The following is a 24131-nucleotide window of genomic DNA, read 5'->3' on the forward strand; positions in this document are numbered from 1 at the left end:
CCACAGGACTTTGCAGCGTTTACAAGATCACTGCTCGGCCTTCAGCCGGTCGCGAAACGCCTTTGGCGAAATCCCCACCCTGCGCCGGAACAGGCGCGTGAAGTTGGTCGGATCGGAAAACCCCAACAGCTCCGACATCTCGTAAATGGTCATGCTGGTGTAGGTCAGCAAACGTTTGGCTTCCAGTAACTGGCGTTCGTGCATGATCTGCAGCGCTGGCTGCCCTGCCAGCTCCCGGCAAGTACCGTTGAGGTGTGACACCGAAATCCCCAGGCGATGCGCCAGGTCTTCGACCTTCACATGCTGGCGATACGTCTCCTCCACCAATTGAATGAACCCATTGAGGTATTCGCGCTGGCGTTGTGGGCGCTGACTGGCGTTATGGCGCACGATCGCCTGACGGCTGACCCAGACCATGATCACGCTGACCAGCGAATGCATGAGCATTTCCCGCGCGGGTTGATGGCCGTTGTACTCGGCCTGCAATGCTGAAAACAGACTGTGCAGGTACTGCGCATCCTTGCCCGCCGGATAGTGCTCGGCCTGCGCCAGGGCATGTACCGAATTGCCCAGTTGCGCCAGCAGGTGGTTGATCAACGGATTGGCGAGGGTAACGACGAAACCTTCGACGTCCTCGGAAAAACGAAAGCCATGCACCGATAACGGGGGCAGGACTTGAATCGCGGGTTCGTTGAGCTGCGTGCGTTGACCTTCGATTTCAAGCTCTGCCTGACCTTTGAAAACGAAGAGTAACTGGCACAAATCGGCGTGGCGGTGGGGTTTGATTTCCCATTGATGTTCGCGGCTGCGTTTGGAAATGGTTTCACAGTGCAGCAAGTCAGGGGTCGGCCAGTCCAGGCTTTCACCGTAGAGCTTGAACACCGGAATCGAAGGCAGGTCAGGCTTGTTCATCACTTCAATCCAGGCCTCGAGGTTTGCGGGCGATAATCGCACCGATTGGCAGAATGTACAGGTATCGGCTCAGTTTTCACCTTCAATTGACAGACCCGCAAGGGAAAAATGCAAGCACTCGATCCATAAAAATCATTCACCGACTCACGTCGCGTGAAGCTTGCGAGTCATAAAAACAATGAAAACGCTGAAAACCCAAGTCGCCATCATTGGCGCCGGCCCCTCCGGATTGCTCCTCGGTCAGTTGCTGCACAACGCCGGCATCGACACCCTGATTCTTGAACGTCAGACACCCGATTACGTACTCGGGCGGATTCGCGCCGGCGTGCTCGAACAAGGCATGGTAGAGCTGTTGCGCCAAGCCGGAGTCGGCCAGCGCATGGACGCCGAAGGACTGGTGCACGGCGGTTTCGATCTGGCCCTGGATGGGCGTCTGGCCCACATCGATCTGCAGGGTTTGACCGGTGGCAAAACCGTGATGGTCTATGGCCAGACCGAGGTCACGCGCGACCTGATGGCCGCTCGTCGGGAGGCTGGCGCACTGTCGTTTTATGAAGTGAGCCATGTCGTTCCTCACGGCATGAAAAGCGACGAGGCCTTTGTCACCTTCGAAAAGGACGGCGAAAGCTGGCGCGTCGATTGCGATTACATCGCCGGTTGCGACGGCTTTCATGGCGTGTCCCGGCAGTCGATTCCCGAGGACTGCCTGAAGATTTTCGAACGAGTCTATCCGTTCGGCTGGCTGGGGATTCTGGCGGACACCCCGCCAGTGCACGAAGAACTGGTCTACGCCCGTCACGAACGCGGCTTCGCCCTGTGCAGCATGCGTTCGGCCACCCGTACCCGTTATTACCTGCAAGTGCCGGCCGAGGAGAACGTTGCCGACTGGTCCGACGAGCGCTTTTGGGCTGAGCTGAAAACCCGTCTGCCCGCCGAGCTTGCCGAAAAACTGGTCACCGGCCCGTCGATTGAAAAAAGCATCGCGCCGCTGCGCAGCTTTGTCGTTGAGCCGATGCAGTACGGACGGATGTTTCTGCTCGGCGATGCCGCGCACATTGTGCCGCCCACCGGCGCCAAGGGCCTGAACCTGGCCGCCAGCGATGTCAGTACGCTGTTCAATATCCTGCTGAAGGTTTATCGCGAAGGGCGCACGGATCTGTTGGAGAAATACTCGGAAATCTGCCTGCGCCGGGTCTGGAAGGCCGAACGGTTTTCCTGGTGGATGACCTCGATGCTGCACCGCTTCGACGAGCATGATGCTTTCAGCCAACGGATCAGCGCCTCGGAACTGGACTATTTCGTCAGTTCAGAAGCGGGTCGGAAAACCATTGCAGAAAATTACGTCGGGCTTCCTTATGAGGCTATCGAATAGCTTCCTATCGACTTACACTGGCGAGCATCCCCGCTCGCTCGATGGCCTGCGGGATTCTCACTGCCCGCAGGTTCCGCCCGTGACCAATCTTCACCAGCCTGAAACACCCAAACCGGCCATTCGCAGCGTGCTGGTCGCGCTGATGCTAGCGATCTTTCTCGGGGCATTGGACCAGACCATCGTCGCCGTCTCGATGCCCGCCATCTCCGCACAGTTCAAGGACGTCAGCCTGTTGGCCTGGGTGATTTCCGGGTACATGGTGGCAATGACCGTGGCCGTGCCGATCTACGGCAAGCTCGGCGACCTGTACGGACGGCGCAAATTGATGCTGTTCGGCATGGGCCTGTTCACCCTCGCCTCGTTGTTTTGCGGCATGGCGCAGAGCATGGAGCAACTGGTGCTGGCGCGGATTCTCCAGGGCATCGGCGCCGGCGGGATGATTTCGGTGAGTCAGGCGATCATTGGCGACATCGTTCCGCCCCGCGAACGCGGGCGCTATCAGGGTTACTTCAGCAGCATGTATGCGGTGGCCAGCGTCGCCGGGCCGGTGCTCGGCGGTTACATGACCGAATACCTGTCGTGGCGCTGGGTATTCCTGATCAACCTGCCGCTGGGGTTGGGCGCCTGGTGGGTGGCCAATCGCAACCTGCGCGGGCTGCCGATTCCGCAGCGCAAACCGATCATCGACTACCTCGGCACGCTGTTGATGATCATCGGTTTGACCGCGTTGCTGCTGGCCATCACTCAGGTCGGTCAGGGCCATTCGTGGCGCAGCAGCGAAGTGCTTGGCTTGTTCGCCTGTGCGGTGCTGGTGCTGGCGGTGTTCGTCTGGCATGAACGCCGGGCGCGCGAGCCGCTGCTGCCGATGCATTTGTTCACCAACCGCAACGCGTTGCTGTGCTGGTGCACGATTTTCTTCACCAGTTTTCAGGCGATCTCGCTGATCGTGCTGATGCCGCTGCGCTTTCAGAGCGTCACTGGAGCCGGTGCCGATGCGGCGGCGTTGCACTTGCTGCCGCTGGCGATGGGCCTGCCGATAGGCGCCTATTTCGCCGGACGTCGCACCTCGGTGACTGGTCGTTACAAACCCCAGATTCTGACGGGTGCGATCCTGATGCCGATTTCGATTCTCGGCATGGCGTTCAGCCCACCGGATGCGACGCTGGTCAGCAGTCTGTTCATGCTGCTCAGCGGGATTGCCGGCGGCATGCAATTCCCGACGTCATTGGTGGGCACACAGAACTCGGTGGATCAGCGCGACATCGGCGTCGCCACGAGCACCACCAACCTGTTCCGCTCGCTGGGCGGTGCGGTGGGGGTGGCCTTGATGTCGGCGTTGTTGCTGGCGTTGTTGCAGGATTCGAGTTTCGCCCCTCTGGCGAGCAACTCGCTGCTCAGCGAAGGGCATTCGGGCAACGTGCTGCTCGACGGTTTGAACGCCGCACCGGGCGATGCGCAGAACGCCTTGCGCGCCGAGCTTTCGGTGACGTTCCGCCATTTGCTGTGGGTGAGTACGGCGGTGTCGCTGCTGGGGCTGGCGGCGGCGATTGCGATGCCGAACAACCTGCTGCGCGGGCGCGAGCACGGCGCCAAATAACAGCACAAGATCGCAGCCTGCGGCAGCTCCTACAGAGATGCATTCCCATGTAGGAGCTGCCGCAGGCTGCGATCTTTTGATTTTCAGGGGCTGTAGTAACCCACCGCCACCAGAAAATGCCCGACCTTCTTCAAGTACGCATGCTTGTCCTCGACCTTGCCGGTCACCGGGTTTTTCCAGCGGTATTCGTATTCACCGTCATCCTGCTTGGCGATCAGCGCCAGCATCGGCTCACCCACCGGTTTGCCTTCCGGATCCTTGATCTTGCTGAAGTCGGTGTTGATCAGGCGCAGGTTGGTGCCGTGGGCAACGTAGCGCTGGGTGTCCAGATCGACCACGAACACATACAAGTCATCCTGCAGATAACCGCCCTTGAGCGAGTTGATGGCGGTCAGGGTGCCCTTCTCGTTTTTCCCCAGATCGGTTGCAGCCTTGTCGAGAAGTGCCTTGGCCTGCTCGGCTGAAGCACGCGGCAAATAATAGCCAACCGCGAGAATGCGCTGACCGATGCGCTGGTAGTAGACATGTTTGCGTTCGACCTTGCCGTCGGCCCAGTTCTGCCAGCGGTACTCGGCCTGTTGAATGCCGTTGCCCTCCGGCACCAGCAGGGCGTCCTTGAAGGCTTTCTGCAAATCCGGCGCGAGCACCTCGCTGACGTCACGGCCGATCAAGGCTGAAGAGGGCCCGCCGCTGGCGAGCATCACGCCCTTGGTGTCGACCACGAACACGTAGCGATCCTTGTCGACGAACTCGCCCTGACGGCTGAACGCGGCGAAGGCCTTGTCGCCGTTGTCGTGGTAATAGGCCAGGGCCTTTTCCAGCAAAGCGATGGCGGCCTTGCTGTCGTCCTTTTGCGTGGCGGCAGCGTTGACTTGCCCTGCCCCCACAAAAAGCATCACCCCGAGCCACGCCACTTTATGCAGAAACCCCATAACGCATCCCTCGTTCTTGTTGGTGTTTCAAGAGCGTAGACGGCTTGGGCTCGGACGGGGCGCCACATCCTGTAGCGAGGGGATTTATCCCCGATGGGCTGCGCAGCAGCCCTGATGGAGAGAACACATATTTTCTGACACACCGAGCTGATACCTGGGAGCTGCTGCGCAGCCCCATCGGGGCTGAATCCCCTCACCACAAAGGTCCCTGGCTACAGTTCATGAGGCCCTACGGCCGGGCATTGATCTGCTGTTGCAGGTTCTGGATCTGCGCCTGCAGGGTGTTGAGGTTGCGGGTCATCTGGCCACGAAATGCGTCGAACTCGGCGGTATTGCCGCCACCCTGCGCAGCGGCCGGGCGATTGTCCTGTTCACTCTTGAGGACGACAATTTCCTGCTCCAGACGCTCGATCGCCGCGTTCGAATTGCCCTGCTTCTTCAGTGCCGTGATATCAGCGCCGAGGCTTTTCAGCTGAGCGTCATAACTCTTGAGCTGGGCGTCGACCTTGCCGGTGTCGGCCGGGGCGCTTTTCAGGGTCGCCAGTTCGGCACTCAAGGCTTTGACCTGAGCCTGCAACTGGGTATTGGCGTTCTGTTGCTCGGTGGTCTGCGCGGTCATTTGCGCCAGACGCTTGTCCAGATCACTGGCCTGACCGACCACGCCTTGCTGCTGCTTGCTTTGATCCAGCAACTGGGTTTCCAGCTGTTTGATCTGCAGCTTCAAGGCTTCGCTGTCGCTGTTGACGTTGCTCTGGCTGGCCACCACCTTGCCGGAAATGTCCTGTAACCGCCCCGCCGCTTCCTCGCTGATGCGCGCAAAGCTTTCCTGAGTCGCGACCAACTGCTGCTCCATCAGCGAAATCTGCTGAAAACTCCACCAGGCCAGACCGATGAAGGCGAAGAACAACGCGCCGACCAGTGCCCACAGCGGCCCGGTACTCGCAGCCTTGACCTTGACCACCGGCGGCGTGCGCGAGTGCACGGAGGTGCGGGCGCTGGGCGGAATGTCATCGTCGTCAAAGGTGTCGGCCCGCAGGCTCGGCACATCGTCGAAATCGTCGTTGGCATCGTTACGCATGGACATTGAGGCAACCTTTGTGGAACGCGGTGATGGCTAAATGCTGCGAAGTATAACCGCCGCAGCCGCAGGGATTGACCCTCAAGCGGCAGTGCGGTTCATTACTGGCCGGGCGACTTGTATCAACGGATGTCCTGGGCTTTCCACCAGCCACAGAACTCGTCGAGGGCCGACCACAGGCTGACTTTCGGATCGTAGTCCAGATAATGCCGGGCGCGGCTGATGTCGAGGGTGAAATTTTTCTTCATGACCTGCATGCCCAGCCGCGACAGGGTCGGCTCCGGACGGCCCGGCCAGAGTTTGCACACGCCTTCATTGAGCGCAGCAACGCTGTAGGCCAGGCCGTACGAACGGTATTTGGTGACCTGCGGCACTTCCATCTTGCGCATCACGTAATTGACCACATCCCACAACGGTACCGGCGCGCCATTGCTGATGTTGTAGGCCTTGCCCAGCGCGGAGCCGGCCGCCAGCAAGCTGCTGAGCAGCGCTTCGTTGAGGTTCTGCACACTGGTGAAGTCGACTTTGTTCAGACCGTCGCCAATGATCGCCAGACGGCCCTTGCGCTGCATGTTCAACAGCCGCGGGAAGATGCTCATGTCGCCGGCACCGGTGACAAAGCGCGGACGCAGGGCGATGGTTTCCAGACCGAACTCCTGCGCACCGAAGACCTTTTGTTCGGCCAGGTATTTGGTCGCCGCGTAGTGATGTTTGAAACGCTTGGGCACTTGTTCTTCGGTCAGACCGAGGTGATCGCGGCCATCGAAATAGATCGACGGCGACGACAGATGCACCAGGCGCCGCACGCGTTGTTTGAGACAGGCTTCGACGACGTTTTCAGTGACCTGCACGTTGCCCTGATGAAAGTCCTGATAGCGTCCCCACAAGCCGACGGCACCGGCGCAGTGCACCACGGCTTCGACGTCGGCGCAGAGTTCGCGCACCAAGTCCGCATCGGCGAGATCGCCCGGGACGAACTCGGCCCCACGGCGCACCAGATGCTCGACGCTTTCGGCCCGGCGACCGTTGACCCGCACGTCCAGGCCTTGCTCCAGGGCGAAACGCGCAAAGCGCCCGCCGATGAAGCCGCTTGCGCCGGTGAGCAGAATTTTCATGTAACGCTCCGATGACTTTCGTTTACCTGATACGTCTGTCTTGACGCTGATCATCAGCCCAAGGGCACCAGCCAGCGCGATGAAGAACGTAGCAATTGTTCGGTCAGCAAGGCCAGCAGCTGACCGCCATTGCGCCAATGATGCCAGTACAACGGCACATCGATCGGTTTATCTGGCAACAGTTCGCGCAATACGCCGCGTTGCAGCTGCTCGCGCACTTGCAGTTCCGGCACCAGTCCCCAGCCAAAACCGGCTTCGGTCAGGCGCACAAATCCTTCGGAGGACGGACACAAATGGTGCTCGAATCCGCCATCGACACCCAGCGACGCGAGATAGCGATGCTGGAGGAAATCGTCCGGGCCAAACACCAGCGCCGGGGTGCGCGGCAACTGTTCGGCGCGCACCCCGTCGGGGAAATGCCGCTCGATGAATGCCGGACTGGCCAGCGCCCGATAGCGCATCGCCCCGAGCAACACGCTGCGCGCACCGGCCACGGGGCGTTCGCTGGCGCAGACACATGCCGCCACTTCCCCGGCCCGCATGCGCTTGAGGCCGACGGTCTGATCTTCCACTACCAGATCCAGCAATAAATGCTGCTCGGCGCAAAAATCGCCCACGGCTTCGGCCCACCAGGTCGCGAGGCTGTCGGCGTTGAGGGCGATGCGCAAACGCTCCGGCAGGCCCTCCTCGTCGAGTGCGGGGACCAGGGTCTGCAAGTCCCGCTCAAGCAGGCGCACCTGCTGCACATGGTTGAGCAGACGTCGGCCAATCTCGGTCGGCGACGGCGGCGTACCGCGCACCAGCACCGGTTGGCCAACCCGCGCTTCCAGCAGTTTGATCCGCTGGGAGATCGCCGATTGCGACAGGCCCAGCACCTGCGCGGCACGTTCGAATCCGGCCTGCTCGACCACGGCGGCCAACGCGGAAAGCAATTTGTAGTCGAACATCAGTTTTCCTAATGAGCGATCAGCACTATTGGTTTTTCTTATACAGCTTTCGACCGGAGAATAGCCAGCAAGCACTCTTTATCAAGGAACACGGCAATGGCTGGCGAAACCTCTCTCACGACTCTGCTGCGCAGCATGAGCCCGCAGCTCAATGCCGGCGAATACGTGTTTTGCACCCTGCGCGACGCGCCGTTGCCCAATGGTCTGGAAATTGTCGGCAGCTTCCGCGAGCAGGAAGGCCTGACCGTGATTCTCGAGCGTTCCCAGGCTGAACACGCCGGGTTCAGTTTCGATTATGTCGCGGCGTGGATCACCCTCAACGTGCATTCGGCACTGGAAGCGGTCGGCCTCACTGCTGCGTTCGCCACGGCATTGGGCAAGGCCGGGATCAGTTGCAACGTGATCGCCGGTTACTACCACGATCATTTGTTTGTCGGTCAGGCCGACGCCGAACGCGCCATGCACGTGCTGCGCGATCTCGCAGCCAACGCGGAGTAATTATTGATGTGGCAAAGCTACGTGAACGGGCTGTTGGTGGCCCTGGGGCTGATCATGGCGATCGGCACCCAGAATGCTTTCGTATTGGCTCAGAGCCTGCGCCGCGAACATCACCTGCCGGTGGCGGCGCTGTGTGTCGCCTGCGATGCGCTGCTGGTGGCGGCCGGGGTGTTTGGCTTGGCCACTGTGTTGGCGCAGAACCCGACGTTGCTCGCGGTGGCGCGCTGGGGCGGCGCCGTCTTTCTGATCTGGTACGGCAGCCAGGCGCTGCGCCGGGCGTTCTCGAAACAGAGTCTGGATCAGGGCGAAAACCACACTGTGCGCTCGTTGCGCGCGGTGATGCTCAGCGCATTGGCAGTGACGCTGCTCAATCCGCACGTTTATCTGGATACCGTATTGCTGATCGGCTCGCTCGGTGCGCAGCAGTCGGTGCCGGGGGCTTATGTAGTGGGCGCCGCGAGCGCGTCACTGCTGTGGTTTTTCACCCTCGCCCTCGGTGCCGCATGGCTCGCGCCGTGGCTGGCGCGGCCGAGTACCTGGCGGATTCTCGATCTTCTCGTGGCAGTGATGATGTTCACCGTAGCCGGTCAGTTGATCCTGGCCTCGTGATTTATTCCAAAAGGCTCTGGAACCTCTATCCCACACAGTTGTTGCGTGGTTAAGCCTTGACCCCGGTGCTATGATCCGAACCCTGCGCCGCAAAGAGTAAAAACTCGTCGGTGCATTTCTGGCCGCCCGTGATCGGCCTTGCGCTCACCGCAACAGACCTGATTAGGAGAATCATCATGGCTTTCGAATTGCCGCCGCTGCCTTACGCACACGATGCCCTGCAGCCGCACATTTCCAAGGAAACCCTGGAATTTCACCACGACAAGCACCACAACACCTATGTCGTGAACCTGAACAACCTGGTGCCAGGCACCGAGTTCGAAGGCAAGACCCTGGAAGAGATCGTCAAGACTTCCTCGGGCGGCATCTTCAACAACGCCGCTCAGGTCTGGAACCATACGTTCTACTGGAACTGCCTGGCGCCAAACGCCGGCGGTCAACCAACCGGCGCACTGGCTGAAGCCATCAACGCAGCGTTCGGTTCGTTCGACAAGTTCAAGGAAGAGTTCAGCAAAACCTCGATCGGCACCTTCGGTTCCGGCTGGGGCTGGCTGGTGAAGAAGGCTGACGGTTCCCTGGCCCTGGCCAGCACCATCGGCGCCGGTAACCCGCTGACCAGCGGCGACACCCCGCTGCTGACCTGCGACGTCTGGGAACACGCTTACTACATCGACTACCGCAACCTGCGTCCGAAGTACGTTGAAGCGTTCTGGAACCTGGTCAACTGGAAGTTCGTTGCCGAGCAGTTCGAAGGCAAAACCTTCACCGCTTAAGCTGCGCGCCAGTCAAAAAACCCGGCTATTGCCGGGTTTTTTTATGCCTGCGTGTATCTCACGATGAACACCGTCTCCGGCCACTTGCCGGTGAAGCACAGCGGGCTACCATCAAATCAGCAAAAATTTGTTCCAGCCTGCTCAAGTTGAGGGCCGAAACTACCGACACAGTACAAATAGAGCTGACACTCCAGACAGCAGCATTTCGGCCAACGCCACAGGCAAATATCCTTGGGCTTGATTGTCCCTTTGACTGCCAACACGGGATTGCCAATACTCATGGCAACTTGACGCTACCCGCACGGAACAAGGAATAACCCTTTGAAGCTGGAACTCAAGAACAGCTTGTCGGTGAAGTTGCTCCGGGTCGTGCTCCTTTCGGCATTGATCGTCGGCGTGGTCTTGAGCTGCGCCCAGATTGTTTTCGATGCCTATAAAACCCGCCAGGCGGTGGCCGGCGACGCGCAGCGCATCCTCGACATGTTCCGTGATCCCTCGACTCAGGCGGTCTACAGCCTGGACCGGGAAATGGGCATGCAGGTGATCGAAGGCCTGTTCCAGGACGACGCCGTGCGCCAGGCCTCCATCGGCCATCCGAACGAAGCGATGCTCGCGCAAAAATCCCGTGAGTTGCAGCACTCCAACAGCCGCTGGCTGACCGATCTGATCCTCGGCCAGGAACGCACCTTCACCACCCAACTGGTCGGTCGTGGCCCCTACAGCGAATACTACGGCGACCTGAGCATCACCCTAGACACCGCCACCTATGGCGAGAGTTTCATCGTCAGTTCGGTGATCATTTTCATTTCCGGCGTACTGCGCGCCCTGGCCATGGGCCTGGTGCTGTATCTGGTCTATCACTGGCTGCTGACCAAGCCGCTGTCGCGGATCATCGAGCACCTCACCGAAATCAATCCCGATCGCCCCAGCGAGCACAAGATTCCGCAGCTCAAGGGCCATGAGAAAAACGAACTGGGGATCTGGATCAACACCGCCAACCAGTTGCTCGAGTCCATCGAGCGCAACACCCACCTGCGCCACGAAGCGGAAAACAGCCTGCTGCGCATGGCCCAGTACGACTTCCTCACCGGCCTGCCGAACCGCCAGCAATTGCAGCAGCAACTGGACAAGATTCTGGTGGACGCCGGCAAGCTGCAACGCCGGGTCGCGGTACTGTGCGTGGGGCTGGATGATTTCAAGGGCATCAACGAGCAATTCAGCTATCAGACCGGCGACCAGTTATTGCTGGCACTGGCCGATCGCCTGCGCGCCCACAGCGGTCGCCTTGGCGCCCTTGCTCGTCTGGGTGGCGACCAGTTTGCCCTGGTGCAGGCCGATATCGAGCAGCCTTACGAGGCGGCAGAACTGGCGCAAAGCATCCTCGATGATCTGGAAGCGGCGTTTGACCTCGATCATCAGCAGATCCGCCTGCGCGCGACCATCGGCATTACTCTGTTCCCCGAAGACGGCGACAGCACCGAGAAGCTGTTGCAGAAGGCCGAGCAGACCATGACGCTGGCGAAGACCCGCTCGCGCAATCGCTATCAGTTCTACATCGCCAGCGTCGACAGCGAGATGCGCCGCCGTCGCGAACTGGAAAAAGACCTGCGTGACGCGCTGATTCGCGACCAGTTCTACCTCGTCTATCAGCCGCAGATCAGCTACCGCGATCACCGCGTGGTCGGGGTCGAAGCACTGATTCGCTGGCAGCATCCGGAGCATGGTCTGGTGCCGCCGGACCTGTTCATCCCGCTGGCCGAGCAGAACGGCACCATCATCGCCATCGGCGAATGGGTGCTGGATCAGGCCTGCAAACAACTTCGGGAATGGCACGATCAGGGCTTCGTCGACCTGCGCATGGCGGTCAACCTGTCCACCGTGCAACTGCACCACGCCGAGCTGCCGCGGGTGGTCAACAACCTGCTGCAGATCTACCGCCTGCCGCCGCGCAGCCTCGAGTTGGAAGTCACCGAAACCGGCCTGATGGAAGACATCAGCACCGCCGCCCAACACCTGCTGAGCCTGCGCCGCTCCGGGGCGCTGATTGCCATCGACGACTTCGGCACCGGCTACTCATCGCTGAGTTACCTGAAAAGCCTGCCGCTGGACAAGATCAAGATCGACAAGAGCTTCGTTCAGGACCTGCTGGATGACGACGACGATGCGACCATCGTTCGCGCCATCATCCAGCTGGGCAAGAGCCTGGGCATGCAGGTGATCGCCGAAGGCGTGGAAACCGCCGAGCAAGAGTCCTACATCATCTCCGAAGGCTGTCACGAAGGTCAGGGTTACCACTACAGCAAGCCGCTGCCTGCCCGGGAGTTGACGGCCTACCTCAAGCAAGCCCAACGCAGCAACGCGGCTATTTTATAAAGTCAAAAGATCGCAGCCTGCGGCAGCTCCTACAGGGATCGCATTCCCCTGTAGGAGCTGTCGAGTGAAACGAGGCTGCGATCTTTTGATCTGCGCCATCACACCGGCGTAAACAAGAAATATTTCCAGCCACAACCCTTTACACATAATGCGAAAGATTTGCATTATGTCGCAGCTTTGCGCACCCCCGCGCCCTGTCCATTCCATTACCGAAGCAGGATGTTCGCCATGATTCGTATGCCTCTGGCTACCGCCAGTCTGCTGGCCATCGCTATTTCCCTCGCCGGTTGCGGCGAAGGCAAAGACAAGGCTGCCGCTCCGGCCGCGCCGACGCCGGCCGCCAGCACCGCCGCTGCACCGGCCCCCGCCGCTGCCGGTAAAGTCGATGAAGCCGCCGCCAAGGCTGTGGTTGCGCACTACGCGGACATGGTCTTCGCCGTCTACAGCGATGCCGAATCCACTGCGAAAACCCTGCAAACCGCGGTCGACGCGTTCCTCGCCAAGCCGAACGCCGACACCCTGAAAGCCGCCAAGGCTGCCTGGGTCGCTGCGCGCGTGCCTTACCTGCAGAGCGAAGTGTTCCGCTTCGGCAACACCATCATCGACGACTGGGAAGGTCAGGTGAACGCCTGGCCGCTGGACGAAGGCCTGATCGACTACGTCGACAAGTCCTACGAACACGCACTGGGCAACCCGGGTGCCACCGCCAACATCATCGCCAACACTGAAGTACAGGTCGGCGAAGACAAGGTCGACGTGAAGGACATCACACCGGAAAAACTCGCCAGCCTCAACGAGCTGGGCGGTTCCGAAGCCAACGTCGCCACTGGCTACCACGCGATCGAATTCCTGCTCTGGGGCCAGGACCTGAACGGCACCGGCCCGGGCGCCGGCAACCGTCCGGCGTCGGATTACCTGGAAGGCGCCGGCGCCACTGGCGGTCACAACGATCGTCGCCGTGCCTATCTCAAAGCCGTGACCCAACTGCTGGTCAGCGACCTGGAAGAAATGGTCGGCAACTGGAAGCCGAACGTGGCTGACAACTACCGCGCCACCCTGGAAGCCGAGCCGGCTGAAAGCGGTCTGCGCAAAATGCTGTTCGGCATGGGCAGCCTGTCCCTGGGTGAACTGGCGGGCGAGCGCATGAAGGTTTCGCTGGAAGCCAACTCGCCGGAAGACGAACAGGATTGCTTCAGCGACAACACCCACAACTCGCACTTCTACGATGCCAAAGGCATTCGTAACGTGTACCTGGGCGAGTACTCCCGGGTTGACGGGACCAAGATGACCGGCGCCAGCCTGTCGTCGCTGGTGGCCAAGGCTGACCCGGCTGCCGACACCGCGCTGAAAGCCGATCTGGCCGCTACCGAAGCCAAGATCCAGGTCATGGTCGATCACGCCAACAAGGGTGAGCACTACGACCAGTTGATCGCTGCGGGCAACACCGCCGGCAATCAGATCGTGCGTGACGCCATCGCCGCGCTGGTCAAGCAGACCGGTTCGATCGAAGCCGCTGCCGGCAAGCTGGGCATCAGCGACCTGAACCCGGACAACGCTGATCACGAGTTCTGATCAAGCGCGTCTGCGTCAAAAAAGGCGACCTTCGGGTCGCCTTTTTCATGCCTGCTTTTTGCGGTGATGCTGATGGCCTCATCGCTGGCAAGCCAGCTCCGACAGGTTTCGCGGCGTTCACACACTCCGGGTACAACACAAATACTGTGGGAGCTGGCTTGCCAGCGATGGCTGCGCCTCGGTCTCGAGTGAAACCCTGCCGCAAATCAAGCAAACGATAATTCCTCTTATTCAAACTCCCCCGCCCTGTTAGACTTTGCGCCTTTGTTTTCGCCCGTCCGCAGGATGTCTGATGCCCTCGCTGCTGCTTCGCTTGTCCGCACTGTTTCTGGCCCTGGGCCTGAGTGCCTGCGATGACGCCCCGCGCTTTACCAAGGCTGAGCCCGGTGAAGCGCGTTCGGGCGGGGCGACGACCGTGCGCAAGACCGATCAGAATGCGTTCTCGCTGCCTTCGGCCAATCTGCCGCCGTCGCGTCGGGTCGACTTCAGTGTCGGCAACAGTTTCTTCCGCAGTCCGTGGGTGATCGCGCCGTCGACCACCACCGCCCGCGATGGCCTCGGCCCGTTGTTCAACACCAACGCCTGCCAGAACTGCCACATCAAGGACGGCCGTGGCCACCCGCCGGCACCGGATGCGGCGAACGCGGTGTCGATGCTGGTGCGCCTGTCGATTCCCGATTCGCCGGCCTACGCCAACGTCATCGAGCAACTCGGCGTAGTGCCGGAGCCCGTCTACGGCGGCCAGTTCCAGGACATGGCCGTACCCGGAGTCACGCCCGAGGGCAAGGTGCGCGTCGAGTACACCCCGGTGCCGATTCGTTTCAAGGACGGCACCGAAGTCGAGCTGCGCAAACCGGTGCTGCAATTCACTCAGTTGGGCTACGGCCCGATGCACCCGGACACGCGCTTCTCGGCCCGGGTTGCGCCGCCGATGATCGGCCTCGGCCTGCTCGAAGCGATTCCCGAGGACGCGATACTCGCCAACGCCGCCGCGCAAGCCAAAGAGAACAACGGCATCAACGGCCGAGCGAATCGGGTCTGGGATGACGCGCAGCAAAAGACCGTCATGGGTCGATTCGGCTGGAAAGCCGGGCAACCCAATCTCAATCAGCAGAATGTCCACGCGTTTTCCGGAGACATGGGCCTCACGACCAGCCTGCGCCCCTTCGATGACTGCACCGACGCGCAAACCGCGTGCAAACAGGCACCCAACGGCAATGGCCCGGACGGCGAGCCGGAAGTCAGCGACAACATCCTGCGTCTGGTGCTGTTCTACACGCGCAACCTGGCGGTGCCGGCGCGCCGTGGCGTCAACGACGGGCAAGTGCTGGCCGGCAAGAACCTGTTCTTCCAGGCCGGTTGCCAGTCCTGCCACACCCCGAAATACACCACCGCCGCCAACGCCGCCGAACCTGAACTGGCCAATCAAGTGATTCGCCCGTACAGCGATCTGCTGCTGCACGATATGGGCGAGGGTCTGGCCGACCACCGCAGCGAATTCCAGGCCTCCGGCCGCGACTGGCGCACCCCGCCGTTGTGGGGCATCGGCCTGACGCAGGCAGTCAGTGGCCACACTCAGTTTTTGCATGACGGCCGCGCCCGCAACCTGCTCGAAGCCGTGCTCTGGCATGGCGGCGAAGCGCAGCAGGCGCAGCAACAGGTTTTGTCTTTCAACGCCGAGCAGCGTGCCGCGCTGCTGGCGTTCTTGAACTCACTTTAAACACTTAAAAGAATCGGGAGCCCGACATGTTCCGTCCCAAATTGTTGTTCACCAGCCTTGCCGCACTTGCTCTTGGCGCCTGCTCGCCGCAGGACCCGCAAGCAGTCACGTCGGCGGCCATCGCCAAATCGGTGATCCTGCCGACCTACACCCGTTGGGTCGAAGCTGACAAGCAACTGGCGGTCAGCGCCCTCGCCTACTGCCAAGGCAAGGAAACCCTGGAAACCGCCCGCGCCGACTTCCTGCACGCGCAGAAAGCCTGGGCCGAACTGCAACCGTTGCTGATCGGGCCACTGGCCGAGGGCAACCGTTCGTGGCAGGTGCAGTTCTGGCCGGACAAGAAAAACCTCGTTGGCCGTCAAGTCGAGCAACTGGTCACCGCCCAGCCGCAGATCGACGCCGCCGCACTGGCCAAATCCAGCGTGGTGGTGCAGGGCCTGTCGGCTTACGAATACATCCTCTTCGATGAAAAACCGGACGTCGCCAACGCCGAGCAAAAAGCCAAATACTGCCCGTTGCTGATCGCCATCGGCGAGCGCCAGAAGCAACTGGCCGAAGAGATTCTGCAGAGCTGGAACAACACCGACGGCATGCTCGCGCAAATGAGCAAATTTCCCAACCAGCGCTACGCCGACTCCCACGAAGCGATCGCCGATCTGCTGCGTGTGCAGGTCACCGCCCTCGATACCCTGAAGAAAAAACTCGGCACGCCAATGGGCCGTCAGAGCAAGGGGGTGCCGCAACCGTTCCAGGCCGATGCATGGCGTAGCCAGTCGTCGCTGACCGCGCTGGAAGCCAGCCTCGCTGCCGCCAAAACCGTCTGGGAAGGCGTCGACAACAAGGGCCTGCGCGGTCTGTTGCCGGCCGAGCAGAAACCGTTGGCAGACAAAATCGACGCCGCTTACGCCGCATCGCTGGAGCTGTTCGGCAGCACGCAGCGCTCGCTGACCGAAATGCTCCAGGACGACGCCGGTCGTCAACAACTCAACGATCTCTACGACAGCCTCAACGTCGTCCATCGCCTGCACGAAGGCGAACTGGCCAAGGCGCTGGGCATCCAACTGGGCTTCAACGCCAACGACGGTGACTGATGAGGGCAAGTGCCATGCTGCGACGCCAGGCTCTGACTTTAGGTAGTTTGCTGCTGGGAGCAGTGACACTGGGCGGCTGGACGCTGTTCAAGCGCAAGGATCAGAGCCCGCTGCTGCTCTCGGCGCGCGACGACACCGACGGCAAGCATTACGCCGTCGGTTATCGGCTGGACGGTACTCGGGTGTTCGCCACCCAGGTCGGCCAGCGTTGTCACGACATAATCAACCACCCGACGCTGCCGATCGCGCTGTTCGTCGCCCGCCGCCCGGGCACCGAGAGTTACCTGATCGACCTGCGCGACGGGACCTTGCTGCAAACCGTGACCTCGCAGCCGAACCGGCATTTCTACGGCCACGCCGTGGTGCACAAGGACGGCGAATACCTGTACGCCACCGAGAACGACACCACTGATCCGGGGCGTGGCCTGCTCGGGGTGTACAGGTTCGAAGGCGAGCGGCTGGTGCACAGCGGCGAGATCTCCACCCATGGCCTCGGACCACATCAAGTGTCGTGGATGCCCGATGGCGAAACCCTGGTGGTGGCCAACGGCGGGATCCGCACCGAGGCCGAAAGCCGCGTCGACATGAACCTCAACGCCATGGAACCGAGCCTGGTGCTGATGCAGCGCGACGGCACGCTGCTGAGCAAGGAAACCCTTGCGCAGCAGATGAACAGCGTGCGCCACCTGGGCATTGCCAGCGACGGCACCATCGTCGCCGGCCAGCAGTTCATGGGCGCCTCGCATGAGCGTTCCGAACTGTTGGCGATCAAGCGTCCGGGTCAGCCCTTCGTGGCGTTCCCGGTGCCGGAGCATCAGTTGCAGTCGATGGGGCATTACACCGCCAGCGTTGCGGTGCACAGTGAACTGCGACTGGTGGCGTTGACCGCACCGCGCGGCAACCGCTTCTTCATCTGGGATCTGGACAGCGGCGAAGTGCGCCTCGACGCGCCGCTGCCCGATTGCGCCGGCGTCGGTGCGGTGCAGGACGGCTTCGTCGTGACCTCGGGTCAGGGCCGTTGCCGCTACTACGATTGCCGCCAGGATGAGCTGCTGGCCAAGCCGCTGGAACTGCCGGCGGGGCTCTGGGACAACCATCTTCATCTGATGGCGTAACCCACCTGTTCTGAGTACGACTCATAACCTGTGGCGAGGGGATTTATCCCCGATCGGCTGCGCAGCAGTCGCAAAACCATCGCACCCGGTTCAATTGACAGTCCGCGGTTGCAAGTTTTGGGGCGGCTTCGCCACCCAACGGGGATAAATCCCCTCACCACAGGTTCAGTGTTCAGACTTCTTCACTCCGAACTCCCCTGTAATAACTGGCAGTTGGAATCCCCACCTGACTCGGGGTAATGTGCCCGCCTGTCTCACCTGATTTATCCAAGGAACTGGAAAAATGCTGCGTCGCCGCATGCTGATCATGTTGGGTGTTGTCTTGCTGGTCGTCCTGGTATTGGGCGGGTACAAAGCCTTTTCGATCTACACCATGATCCAGGGCTTTGCCAAACCGAAACCGCCGATCAGCGTCGCCGTGGCTCGCGCTACCGAACAGCCGTGGCAGATGCGTTTGCCCACCGTCGGTTCGCTCAAGGCCTTGCAAGGCGTCGAGCTGAGTCTTGAAGTCGCCGGCACCGTCACCGAACTCAAATTCGAATCCGGACAGAAGGTCAAGGCCGGGCAGCCACTGCTGCAGCTCGACAGTGCCGTCGAAGCCGCCCTGCTGGAAACCGCCAAGGCTGACCTGGGCCTGGCGCAACTGGATTTCGGCCGTGGCAGCCAGTTGATCGACAGCCGGGCCATCTCCAAAGGTGAATACGACCGGCTCTCGGCGGTGCTGCAAAAGGAGCGGGCCACGGTCAATCAGCTCAATGCAGCACTGGCGAAAAAGCGCATCGTCGCGCCGTTCAGCGGCACCATCGGGATTCGTCAGGTCGACATCGGCGACTACCTCGCCAGCGGCACTAAAATCGCCACCCTGCAGGATTTGAGCAGCCTCTACGCCGACTTCTATGTGCCGGAGCAATCGGTGCCAAAACTGGCCATCGGCCAACCGGTGCAGATCGGTGTCGCGGCCTATCCCGGACAGACCTTCCCCGGCGCCATCAGCGCGATCAACCCGATTGTCGAGAGCACCACGCGCAATATTCTGGTGCGCGCGACCCTGGCCAACCCCGACGGCAAGTTGCTGCCGGGCATGTTTGCCAGCCTCGACGTGCTGCTGCCCGATCCGCAACAACACATCGTGGTGCCGGAAAGCGCGATCACCTACACCCTCTACGGCAACTCGCTGTACGTGGTCGGGCAACAGAAGGCCGAGGATGGCAGTGTGGTCAAGGACGACCAGGGCCAGCCGGTGCTGATCGCCGAACGCCGTTTCATCGAGACCGGTGAACGCCGCAATGGCCTGGTGATGATCAACAAGGGCGTGCAGAGCGGCGAACAAGTGGTGACCGCCGGCCAGATCAAACTGGACAACGGCGCACACATTGCCATCAGCGACGACAAGACCCTCGGCGAGCAGAACAGTCCGCCCCGCGCCGACTGATCAAGGAATCCCCATGGCTTTTACCGATCCGTTCATCCGCCGCCCGGTGCTCGCCACCGTGGTCAGCCTGCTGATTGTGCTGCTGGGTTTCCAGGCCTGGAGCAAACTGCCGCTGCGCCAATACCCGCAAATGGAAAACGCCCTGATCACGGTGACCACCGCCTACCCCGGGGCAAACGCCGAGACCATTCAGGGCTACATCACCCAACCGATGCAGCAAAGCCTGGCCAGCGCCGAAGGCATCGACTACATGACCTCGGTCAGCCGCCAGAACTTCTCGGTGATCTCGATCTACGCGCGCATCGGCTCCAACACCGACCGCTTGTTCACCGAACTGCTGGCCAAGGCCAACGAGGTGAAGAACAAACTGCCGCAGGACGCTGAAGACCCGGTGCTGAGCAAAGAATCGGCCGACGCCTCGGCGCTGATGTACATCAGCTTCTTCAGCAAGGATTTGAGCAACCCGCAGATCACCGACTACCTGTCGCGGGTGATCCAGCCGAAACTGGCGACCCTGCCGGGCATGGCCGAGGCGGAGATTCTCGGCAATCAGGTGTTCGCCATGCGCCTGTGGCTCGACCCGGTGAAGCTCGCCGGTTTCGGCCTCAGCGCCAGCGATGTGACCAACGCCGTGCGCCAGTACAACTTCCTCTCCGCCGCCGGCGAGGTGAAGGGCGAATACGTGGTCACCAGCATCAACGCCAACACCGAACTGAAATCCGCCGAAGCCTTCGCGGCGATTCCGCTCAAGGTCAGTGGCGACAGCCGCGTGCTGCTCAGTGATGTGGCGCGGGTCGAGATGGGCGCGGAAAACTACGATTCGATCAGCTCGTTCGGCGGCACGCCGTCGGTGTACATCGGCATCAAGGCCACGCCCGGGGCCAACCCGCTGGACGTGATCCGCGAAGTGCGCAAGCTGATGCCGGAGCTGGAAGCACAGCTGCCGCCCAACCTCAAAAGCGAGATTGCCTACGACGCCACCCTGTTCATCCAGGCCTCGATCGATGAAGTGGTGAAAACCCTGTTCGAAGCGGTGCTGATCGTCATCGTGGTGGTGTTCCTGTTCCTCGGCGCGTTGCGCTCGGTGGTGATCCCGGTGGTGACCATCCCGCTGTCAATGATCGGCGTGATGTTCTTCATGCAGATGATGGGCTACTCGATCAACCTGCTGACCCTGCTGGCAATGGTGCTGGCCATCGGTCTGGTGGTGGACGACGCGATCGTGGTGGTGGAGAACATCCACCGGCATATCGAGGAAGGCAAGACGCCGCTGGAGGCCGCACTGGAAGGCGCACGGGAAATCGCCATGCCGGTGGTGTCGATGACCATTACCCTGGCGGCGGTGTATGCGCCGATCGGCTTTCTCACCGGACTGACCGGGGCCTTGTTCAAGGAGTTCGCCCTGACCCTGGCCGGCGCCGTGGTGATTTCCGGGATTGTCGCCCTGACCCTGTCGCCGATGATGTGCGCCCTGCTGTTGCGCCACGAAGAAAACCCCAGTGGCCTGGCGCACCGCCTCGACCGTATTTTCGACAGCCTCAAACGCCGCTACCAGAGCATGCTCCACGGCACATTGAACACGCGGCCGGTGGTGCTGGTGTTCGCAGTGATCGTGCTGTGCCTGATCCCGGTGTTTCTCAAGTTCACCAAGTCGGAACTGGCTCCTGATGAGGATCAGGGCATCATCTTCATGATGGCCACGGCCCCCCAGCCGACCAACCTCGATTACCTGAGCACCTACACCGACGAATTCATCAAGATCTTCAAAGAGTTTCCGGAGTACTACTCCTCGTTCCAGATCAATGGCTACAACGGTGTGCAAGCGGGCATCGGCGGCTTCCTGCTCAAGCCGTGGAACGAGCGCAGCCGCACCCAGATGCAGATCCTGCCCGAGGTGCAAGGCAAACTGGCGAGTATCCCCGGCCTGCAGATTTTCGGTTTCAACCTGCCCTCCCTGCCCGGCACCGGTGAAGGTCTGCCGTTCGAGTTTGTGGTCAACACGGCCAACGACTACGAGTTGCTGTTGCAAGTCGCTGACCGGATCAAGAAACGTGCGATGGAGTCGGGCAAGTTCGCCTTCGTCGACCTCGATCTGGCGTTCGACAAGCCGGAAGTGGTAGTCGACATCGACCGCGCCAAAGCCGCGCAGATGGGCGTGTCGATGCAGGACCTCGGTGGAACACTGGCGACGCTGCTGGGCGAGGCGGAAATCAACCGTTTCACCATCGAAGGCCGCAGTTACAAGGTGATTGCCCAGGTCGAGCGACCGTTTCGCGAGAACCCCGGCTGGCTGAACAATTACTACGTGAAAAACACCCAGGGCGAGCTGCTGCCGCTGTCGACCCTGATCAAGGTCAGCGACCGGGCACGGCCGCGCCAGCTCAACCAGTTCCAGCAACTCAATGCGGCGAAGATTTCCGGATTCCCGCTGGTCAGCATGGGCGAAGCCATCGACACCGTGCTGCAGATCGCCCGGGAAGAAGCGCCGGCGGGTTTCGCTTTCGACTATGGCGGCGCCTCGCGCCAGTACGTGCAGGAAGGCAGCGCCCTGTGGGTAACCTTCGCCCTCGCGTTGGCGATTATTTTCCTGGTGCTGGCGGCGCAGTTCGAAAGCTTCCGCGACCCGTTGGTGATTCTGGTGACGGTGCCGCTGTCGATCTGTGGTGCATTGATTCCGCTGTTCCTTGGCTGGTCGAGCATGAACATCTACACCCAGGTCGGCCTGGTGACATTGATCGGGTTGATCAGCAAGCACGGGATCCTGATCGTCGAATTCGCCAACCAGTTACGCAAGGACAAAGGCCTGACCGCGCGCGAAGCGGTCGAGGAAGCCGCGGCAATCCGCTTGCGTCCGGTGTTGATGACCACGGCGGCGATGGTGTTCGGCATGGTGCCGTTGATTCTGGCGACCGGTGCCGGTGCGGTGAGCCGGTTTGATATCGGCATGGTGATTGCCACGGGGATGTCGATCGGCACCTTGTTTACCCTGTTTGTGCTGCCGTGCATCTACACCCTGCTGGCAAAGCCCGATCCCAAATCATGACCATGTCCGTGTAGGAGCTGCCGAAGGTTCGGGCCGCGTTCGGACGATCTTTTGATTTTGTTTTTCAAAGCCGAGATCAAGATCAAAAGATCGCAGCCTGCGGCAGCTCCTACACAGGGGATTTTCATTCATGCATAAAAAAGGCCTCGCATCTGCGAGGCCTTTCATTTTGGCTTCAATCGGTTCAACTCTGTGGCCTCATCCCTTGAGAAAGTCCGAACATGAACAACAACAGATCATGGTCGGGTTTAGTCGCCACGGTGGCTTTCGCCACCCGTGGTACTGCGCAGTGAGCATCGCCGGTCGTGGCACCGATCACCTGCATGCGGGGCTGCTCCCAGGCCGCCACCGCCAATGAAGCAACTGCCAAGGCTCCAACCAAAAACAAACCTCGTGCAATTTCGAGTTTCATCGCTATAAACCTTTGATAGCGCTGCCAAACGCCGTCTCATAAAAGTAGACGAGTTTTTTCCAGTCCGTGTCGCTGAACGACGAATGGCGACGCAATTGCTTCATGTCATGGGAGGCCGCGCGATAAGCGGTCAGACGCTGGCGGCATTTTTCCAGATCGATCAATGCCACTTCGACCTGCGCCGCGTCGCCCTCACCGGTCACCCGTACAAATACGTGTTTGATGTAGATACAGCTGTGCTGCCAGCGGCCCTTGTGCATGCGCGCCAGGTTTTCTGCCAGGTCCTTGAGCACGCGCTCGTAGACGGCTTCGCCGTATTGCGCACGACCACCGGCGGCTTCCCACTTTTCAAGTTCGTCGAAGCCGTCCAGTGATTTGGTCACCAACAGCGCACGCCACTTGTGTTGCGGATCGGGCTGCGCGCCGCAGAACACGATTTGCGGTACGCGGACGCCGAGACGGCTGACGCCGGTCAGCGCATCCAGCTCGCGCAAGACCGTCGGACGGCCGAAAGGGTGCAACCAGCTGCGATAGATATGTCCGGTCTGGCGCTTGGCATACAGTAACTGGCCGTCACGGCCCACGACCCGTTGCACACCACTTTCCCCGCCACGGCGTACGTTGGGCTCTTCCACCCATTCACCGCGCTGGTTCCAGTAGTAATCGAAGCGATCCTGGGGAGCGACTTCCGTTTCTGCTGCTATTTGCACCACCATCCTGTTACCTCTTGCGTAATACGTAAACCCGCCACATGGCATAGAGCGGGATAAAATCGAGTTGTTCCTGAATGCGAAAACCTGCTTCTTCGAATTCTTTTTCAACTGTCACAGCCGGTAACACAAACCGGTTCTGGTAACCTTCCTGCCCGCGACGCCGCTCGGCGCGCTTGCGCTTCCAGGCCTTGAAATTACCGTCCACCCACAACGAAATGATGACGCTATCACGGGTGACGCGCTCGAACTCGCGCAGAATCGCCCGCCGGTGCTCGGCTTCACCGATGTGATGCAGCAATCGCATGCAGAAAATGCTGTCGACGGCGTTATCGGGCAAAGCAATGTCGAACGCTGAGGTGTGCAAAGGTTGTACCCGTTTCACGACGTCAGCCGGTTGCGATTGCATCGCGGTCTTGATCATCGACTCGGAATTGTCCGCACCAATGATCACCCGGTTGGGCTTTTCCGCCAGCAACGGCCAGAAACGCCCTGCACCACACGGCAGATCCAGAACCAGCCCCGGCTCGCCGGCCAGCGTCAACGCCTTGCGGGCCAACTGCTCGTCCCGCCAGTGAGACAACCGACGACCTAGACCGTCCTGATGCTTGCGCAAATATTTTTGTGCATGCTGGTCATCATACTTTTCGGAAAAATCGAGCTTGATCGGTCTGCTCATCATGGGGGCTCCTGAATGACTGATACCCTTACCATAGGTAGTGGCATGTCAGCGTCAGGTCGTCCCTATGTGAAAATTACGTCAGGTAAACCGGCAAATTATTACAGGGTTTTACACGCGAAAAGCAATAGCGCGGGGCCATCAACGATCT

20 protein-coding genes are annotated in these 24131 nt (G+C 60.7%); 12 read left to right on the forward strand and 8 right to left on the reverse strand.

What is annotated here, in order from left to right; translation table 11 throughout:
• Window positions 1–27: 27 nt before the first annotated feature.
• The gene (locus HXW87_RS26050; RefSeq protein WP_239777996.1) at window positions 28–912 is read right to left on the reverse strand and encodes a helix-turn-helix domain-containing protein; all 885 of its coding nucleotides are present in this window, start codon (window positions 910–912) and stop codon (window positions 28–30) included.
• Between the two features lie 178 nt (window positions 913–1090).
• Between HXW87_RS26050 and pobA the strand changes: the two genes are divergently transcribed.
• Together pobA and HXW87_RS26060 are read left to right on the forward strand one after the other, a co-directional pair.
• On the forward strand, window positions 1091–2284 hold the full coding sequence (pobA, locus tag HXW87_RS26055) for a 4-hydroxybenzoate 3-monooxygenase (RefSeq protein ID WP_182402248.1): 1194 nt from the start codon (window positions 1091–1093) through the stop codon (window positions 2282–2284).
• Window positions 2285–2363: 79 nt separating this feature from the next.
• Complete coding sequence (locus tag HXW87_RS26060; protein ID WP_239777997.1) at window positions 2364–3881, forward strand: MDR family MFS transporter; 1518 nt, start codon at window positions 2364–2366, stop codon at window positions 3879–3881.
• 83 nt (window positions 3882–3964) lie between these two features.
• Here HXW87_RS26060 and HXW87_RS26065 read toward each other — a convergent pair whose 3' ends face one another.
• The 4 genes from HXW87_RS26065 to HXW87_RS26080 all read right to left on the reverse strand — a co-directional run bounded on the left by HXW87_RS26065 (window position 3965) and on the right by HXW87_RS26080 (window position 7953).
• Window positions 3965–4813 carry a cache domain-containing protein gene (locus HXW87_RS26065; protein ID WP_095668428.1) on the reverse strand — a complete coding sequence of 283 codons (849 nt, stop codon included), beginning with the start codon at window positions 4811–4813 and terminating at the stop codon, window positions 3965–3967.
• Between the two features lie 229 nt (window positions 4814–5042).
• The gene (locus HXW87_RS26070) at window positions 5043–5897 is read right to left on the reverse strand and encodes an ATPase (protein WP_239777999.1); all 855 of its coding nucleotides are present in this window, start codon (window positions 5895–5897) and stop codon (window positions 5043–5045) included.
• A 116-nt stretch (window positions 5898–6013) separates the two neighbouring features.
• Complete coding sequence (locus HXW87_RS26075) at window positions 6014–7006, reverse strand: NAD-dependent epimerase/dehydratase family protein (protein ID WP_239778000.1); 993 nt, start codon at window positions 7004–7006, stop codon at window positions 6014–6016.
• Between the two features lie 53 nt (window positions 7007–7059).
• Window positions 7060–7953: a LysR family transcriptional regulator ArgP gene (locus HXW87_RS26080; protein WP_041068427.1), complete on the reverse strand. Its 894-nt coding sequence runs from the start codon at window positions 7951–7953 to the stop codon at window positions 7060–7062.
• A 96-nt stretch (window positions 7954–8049) separates the two neighbouring features.
• Between HXW87_RS26080 and HXW87_RS26085 the strand changes: the two genes are divergently transcribed.
• The 10 genes from HXW87_RS26085 (at window position 8050) to HXW87_RS26130 (ending at window position 22179) form a co-directional block, all read left to right on the forward strand.
• Window positions 8050–8451: an ACT domain-containing protein gene (locus tag HXW87_RS26085; RefSeq protein ID WP_121186941.1), complete on the forward strand. Its 402-nt coding sequence runs from the start codon at window positions 8050–8052 to the stop codon at window positions 8449–8451.
• Between the two features lie 6 nt (window positions 8452–8457).
• Window positions 8458–9060 carry a LysE/ArgO family amino acid transporter gene (locus tag HXW87_RS26090; protein ID WP_047296156.1) on the forward strand — a complete coding sequence of 201 codons (603 nt, stop codon included), beginning with the start codon at window positions 8458–8460 and terminating at the stop codon, window positions 9058–9060.
• A 176-nt stretch (window positions 9061–9236) separates the two neighbouring features.
• Entirely contained in the window at window positions 9237–9833 is a 597-nt protein-coding gene (locus HXW87_RS26095) for a Fe-Mn family superoxide dismutase (RefSeq protein ID WP_003227660.1), read from the forward strand.
• A 321-nt stretch (window positions 9834–10154) separates the two neighbouring features.
• Window positions 10155–12206, forward strand: a complete 2052-nt coding sequence (locus HXW87_RS26100; RefSeq protein ID WP_041068421.1) for a GGDEF domain-containing phosphodiesterase — start codon at window positions 10155–10157, stop codon at window positions 12204–12206.
• A gap of 228 nt (window positions 12207–12434) precedes the next feature.
• On the forward strand, window positions 12435–13778 hold the full coding sequence (locus HXW87_RS26105; RefSeq protein ID WP_239778001.1) for an imelysin family protein: 1344 nt from the start codon (window positions 12435–12437) through the stop codon (window positions 13776–13778).
• Between the two features lie 292 nt (window positions 13779–14070).
• On the forward strand, window positions 14071–15498 hold the full coding sequence (locus HXW87_RS26110; RefSeq protein ID WP_239778002.1) for a di-heme oxidoredictase family protein: 1428 nt from the start codon (window positions 14071–14073) through the stop codon (window positions 15496–15498).
• A gap of 26 nt (window positions 15499–15524) precedes the next feature.
• The gene (locus tag HXW87_RS26115; protein ID WP_108183658.1) at window positions 15525–16589 is read left to right on the forward strand and encodes an imelysin family protein; all 1065 of its coding nucleotides are present in this window, start codon (window positions 15525–15527) and stop codon (window positions 16587–16589) included.
• Window positions 16590–16603: 14 nt separating this feature from the next.
• Window positions 16604–17704 (forward strand): DUF1513 domain-containing protein, encoded by a 1101-nt coding sequence (locus tag HXW87_RS26120; RefSeq protein WP_131671121.1) that lies wholly within the window; start codon window positions 16604–16606, stop codon window positions 17702–17704.
• Between the two features lie 283 nt (window positions 17705–17987).
• A complete protein-coding gene (locus tag HXW87_RS26125) occupies window positions 17988–19136 on the forward strand; it encodes an efflux RND transporter periplasmic adaptor subunit (RefSeq protein WP_239778003.1) in 1149 nt (382 codons plus the stop codon).
• A gap of 13 nt (window positions 19137–19149) precedes the next feature.
• Window positions 19150–22179 carry a multidrug efflux RND transporter permease subunit gene (locus HXW87_RS26130; RefSeq protein WP_239778005.1) on the forward strand — a complete coding sequence of 1010 codons (3030 nt, stop codon included), beginning with the start codon at window positions 19150–19152 and terminating at the stop codon, window positions 22177–22179.
• 184 nt (window positions 22180–22363) lie between these two features.
• On the opposite strand, the gene HXW87_RS26135 is transcribed toward HXW87_RS26130, so the two are convergent.
• The 3 genes from HXW87_RS26135 to HXW87_RS26145 are packed head-to-tail and all read right to left on the reverse strand — an operon-like array spanning window position 22364 to window position 23980.
• The gene (locus HXW87_RS26135; RefSeq protein WP_041068407.1) at window positions 22364–22591 is read right to left on the reverse strand and encodes a hypothetical protein; all 228 of its coding nucleotides are present in this window, start codon (window positions 22589–22591) and stop codon (window positions 22364–22366) included.
• A 2-nt stretch (window positions 22592–22593) separates the two neighbouring features.
• Window positions 22594–23307, reverse strand: a complete 714-nt coding sequence (locus HXW87_RS26140) for a lipopolysaccharide kinase InaA family protein (protein ID WP_086791790.1) — start codon at window positions 23305–23307, stop codon at window positions 22594–22596.
• Window positions 23308–23311: 4 nt separating this feature from the next.
• Complete coding sequence (locus tag HXW87_RS26145) at window positions 23312–23980, reverse strand: class I SAM-dependent methyltransferase (RefSeq protein ID WP_041068703.1); 669 nt, start codon at window positions 23978–23980, stop codon at window positions 23312–23314.
• Window positions 23981–24131: the final 151 nt, after the last annotated feature.

It is taken from the genome of Pseudomonas sp. Y5-11 (assembly GCF_022368695.1).
GTDB lineage: Bacteria > Pseudomonadota > Gammaproteobacteria > Pseudomonadales > Pseudomonadaceae > Aquipseudomonas > Aquipseudomonas parakoreensis.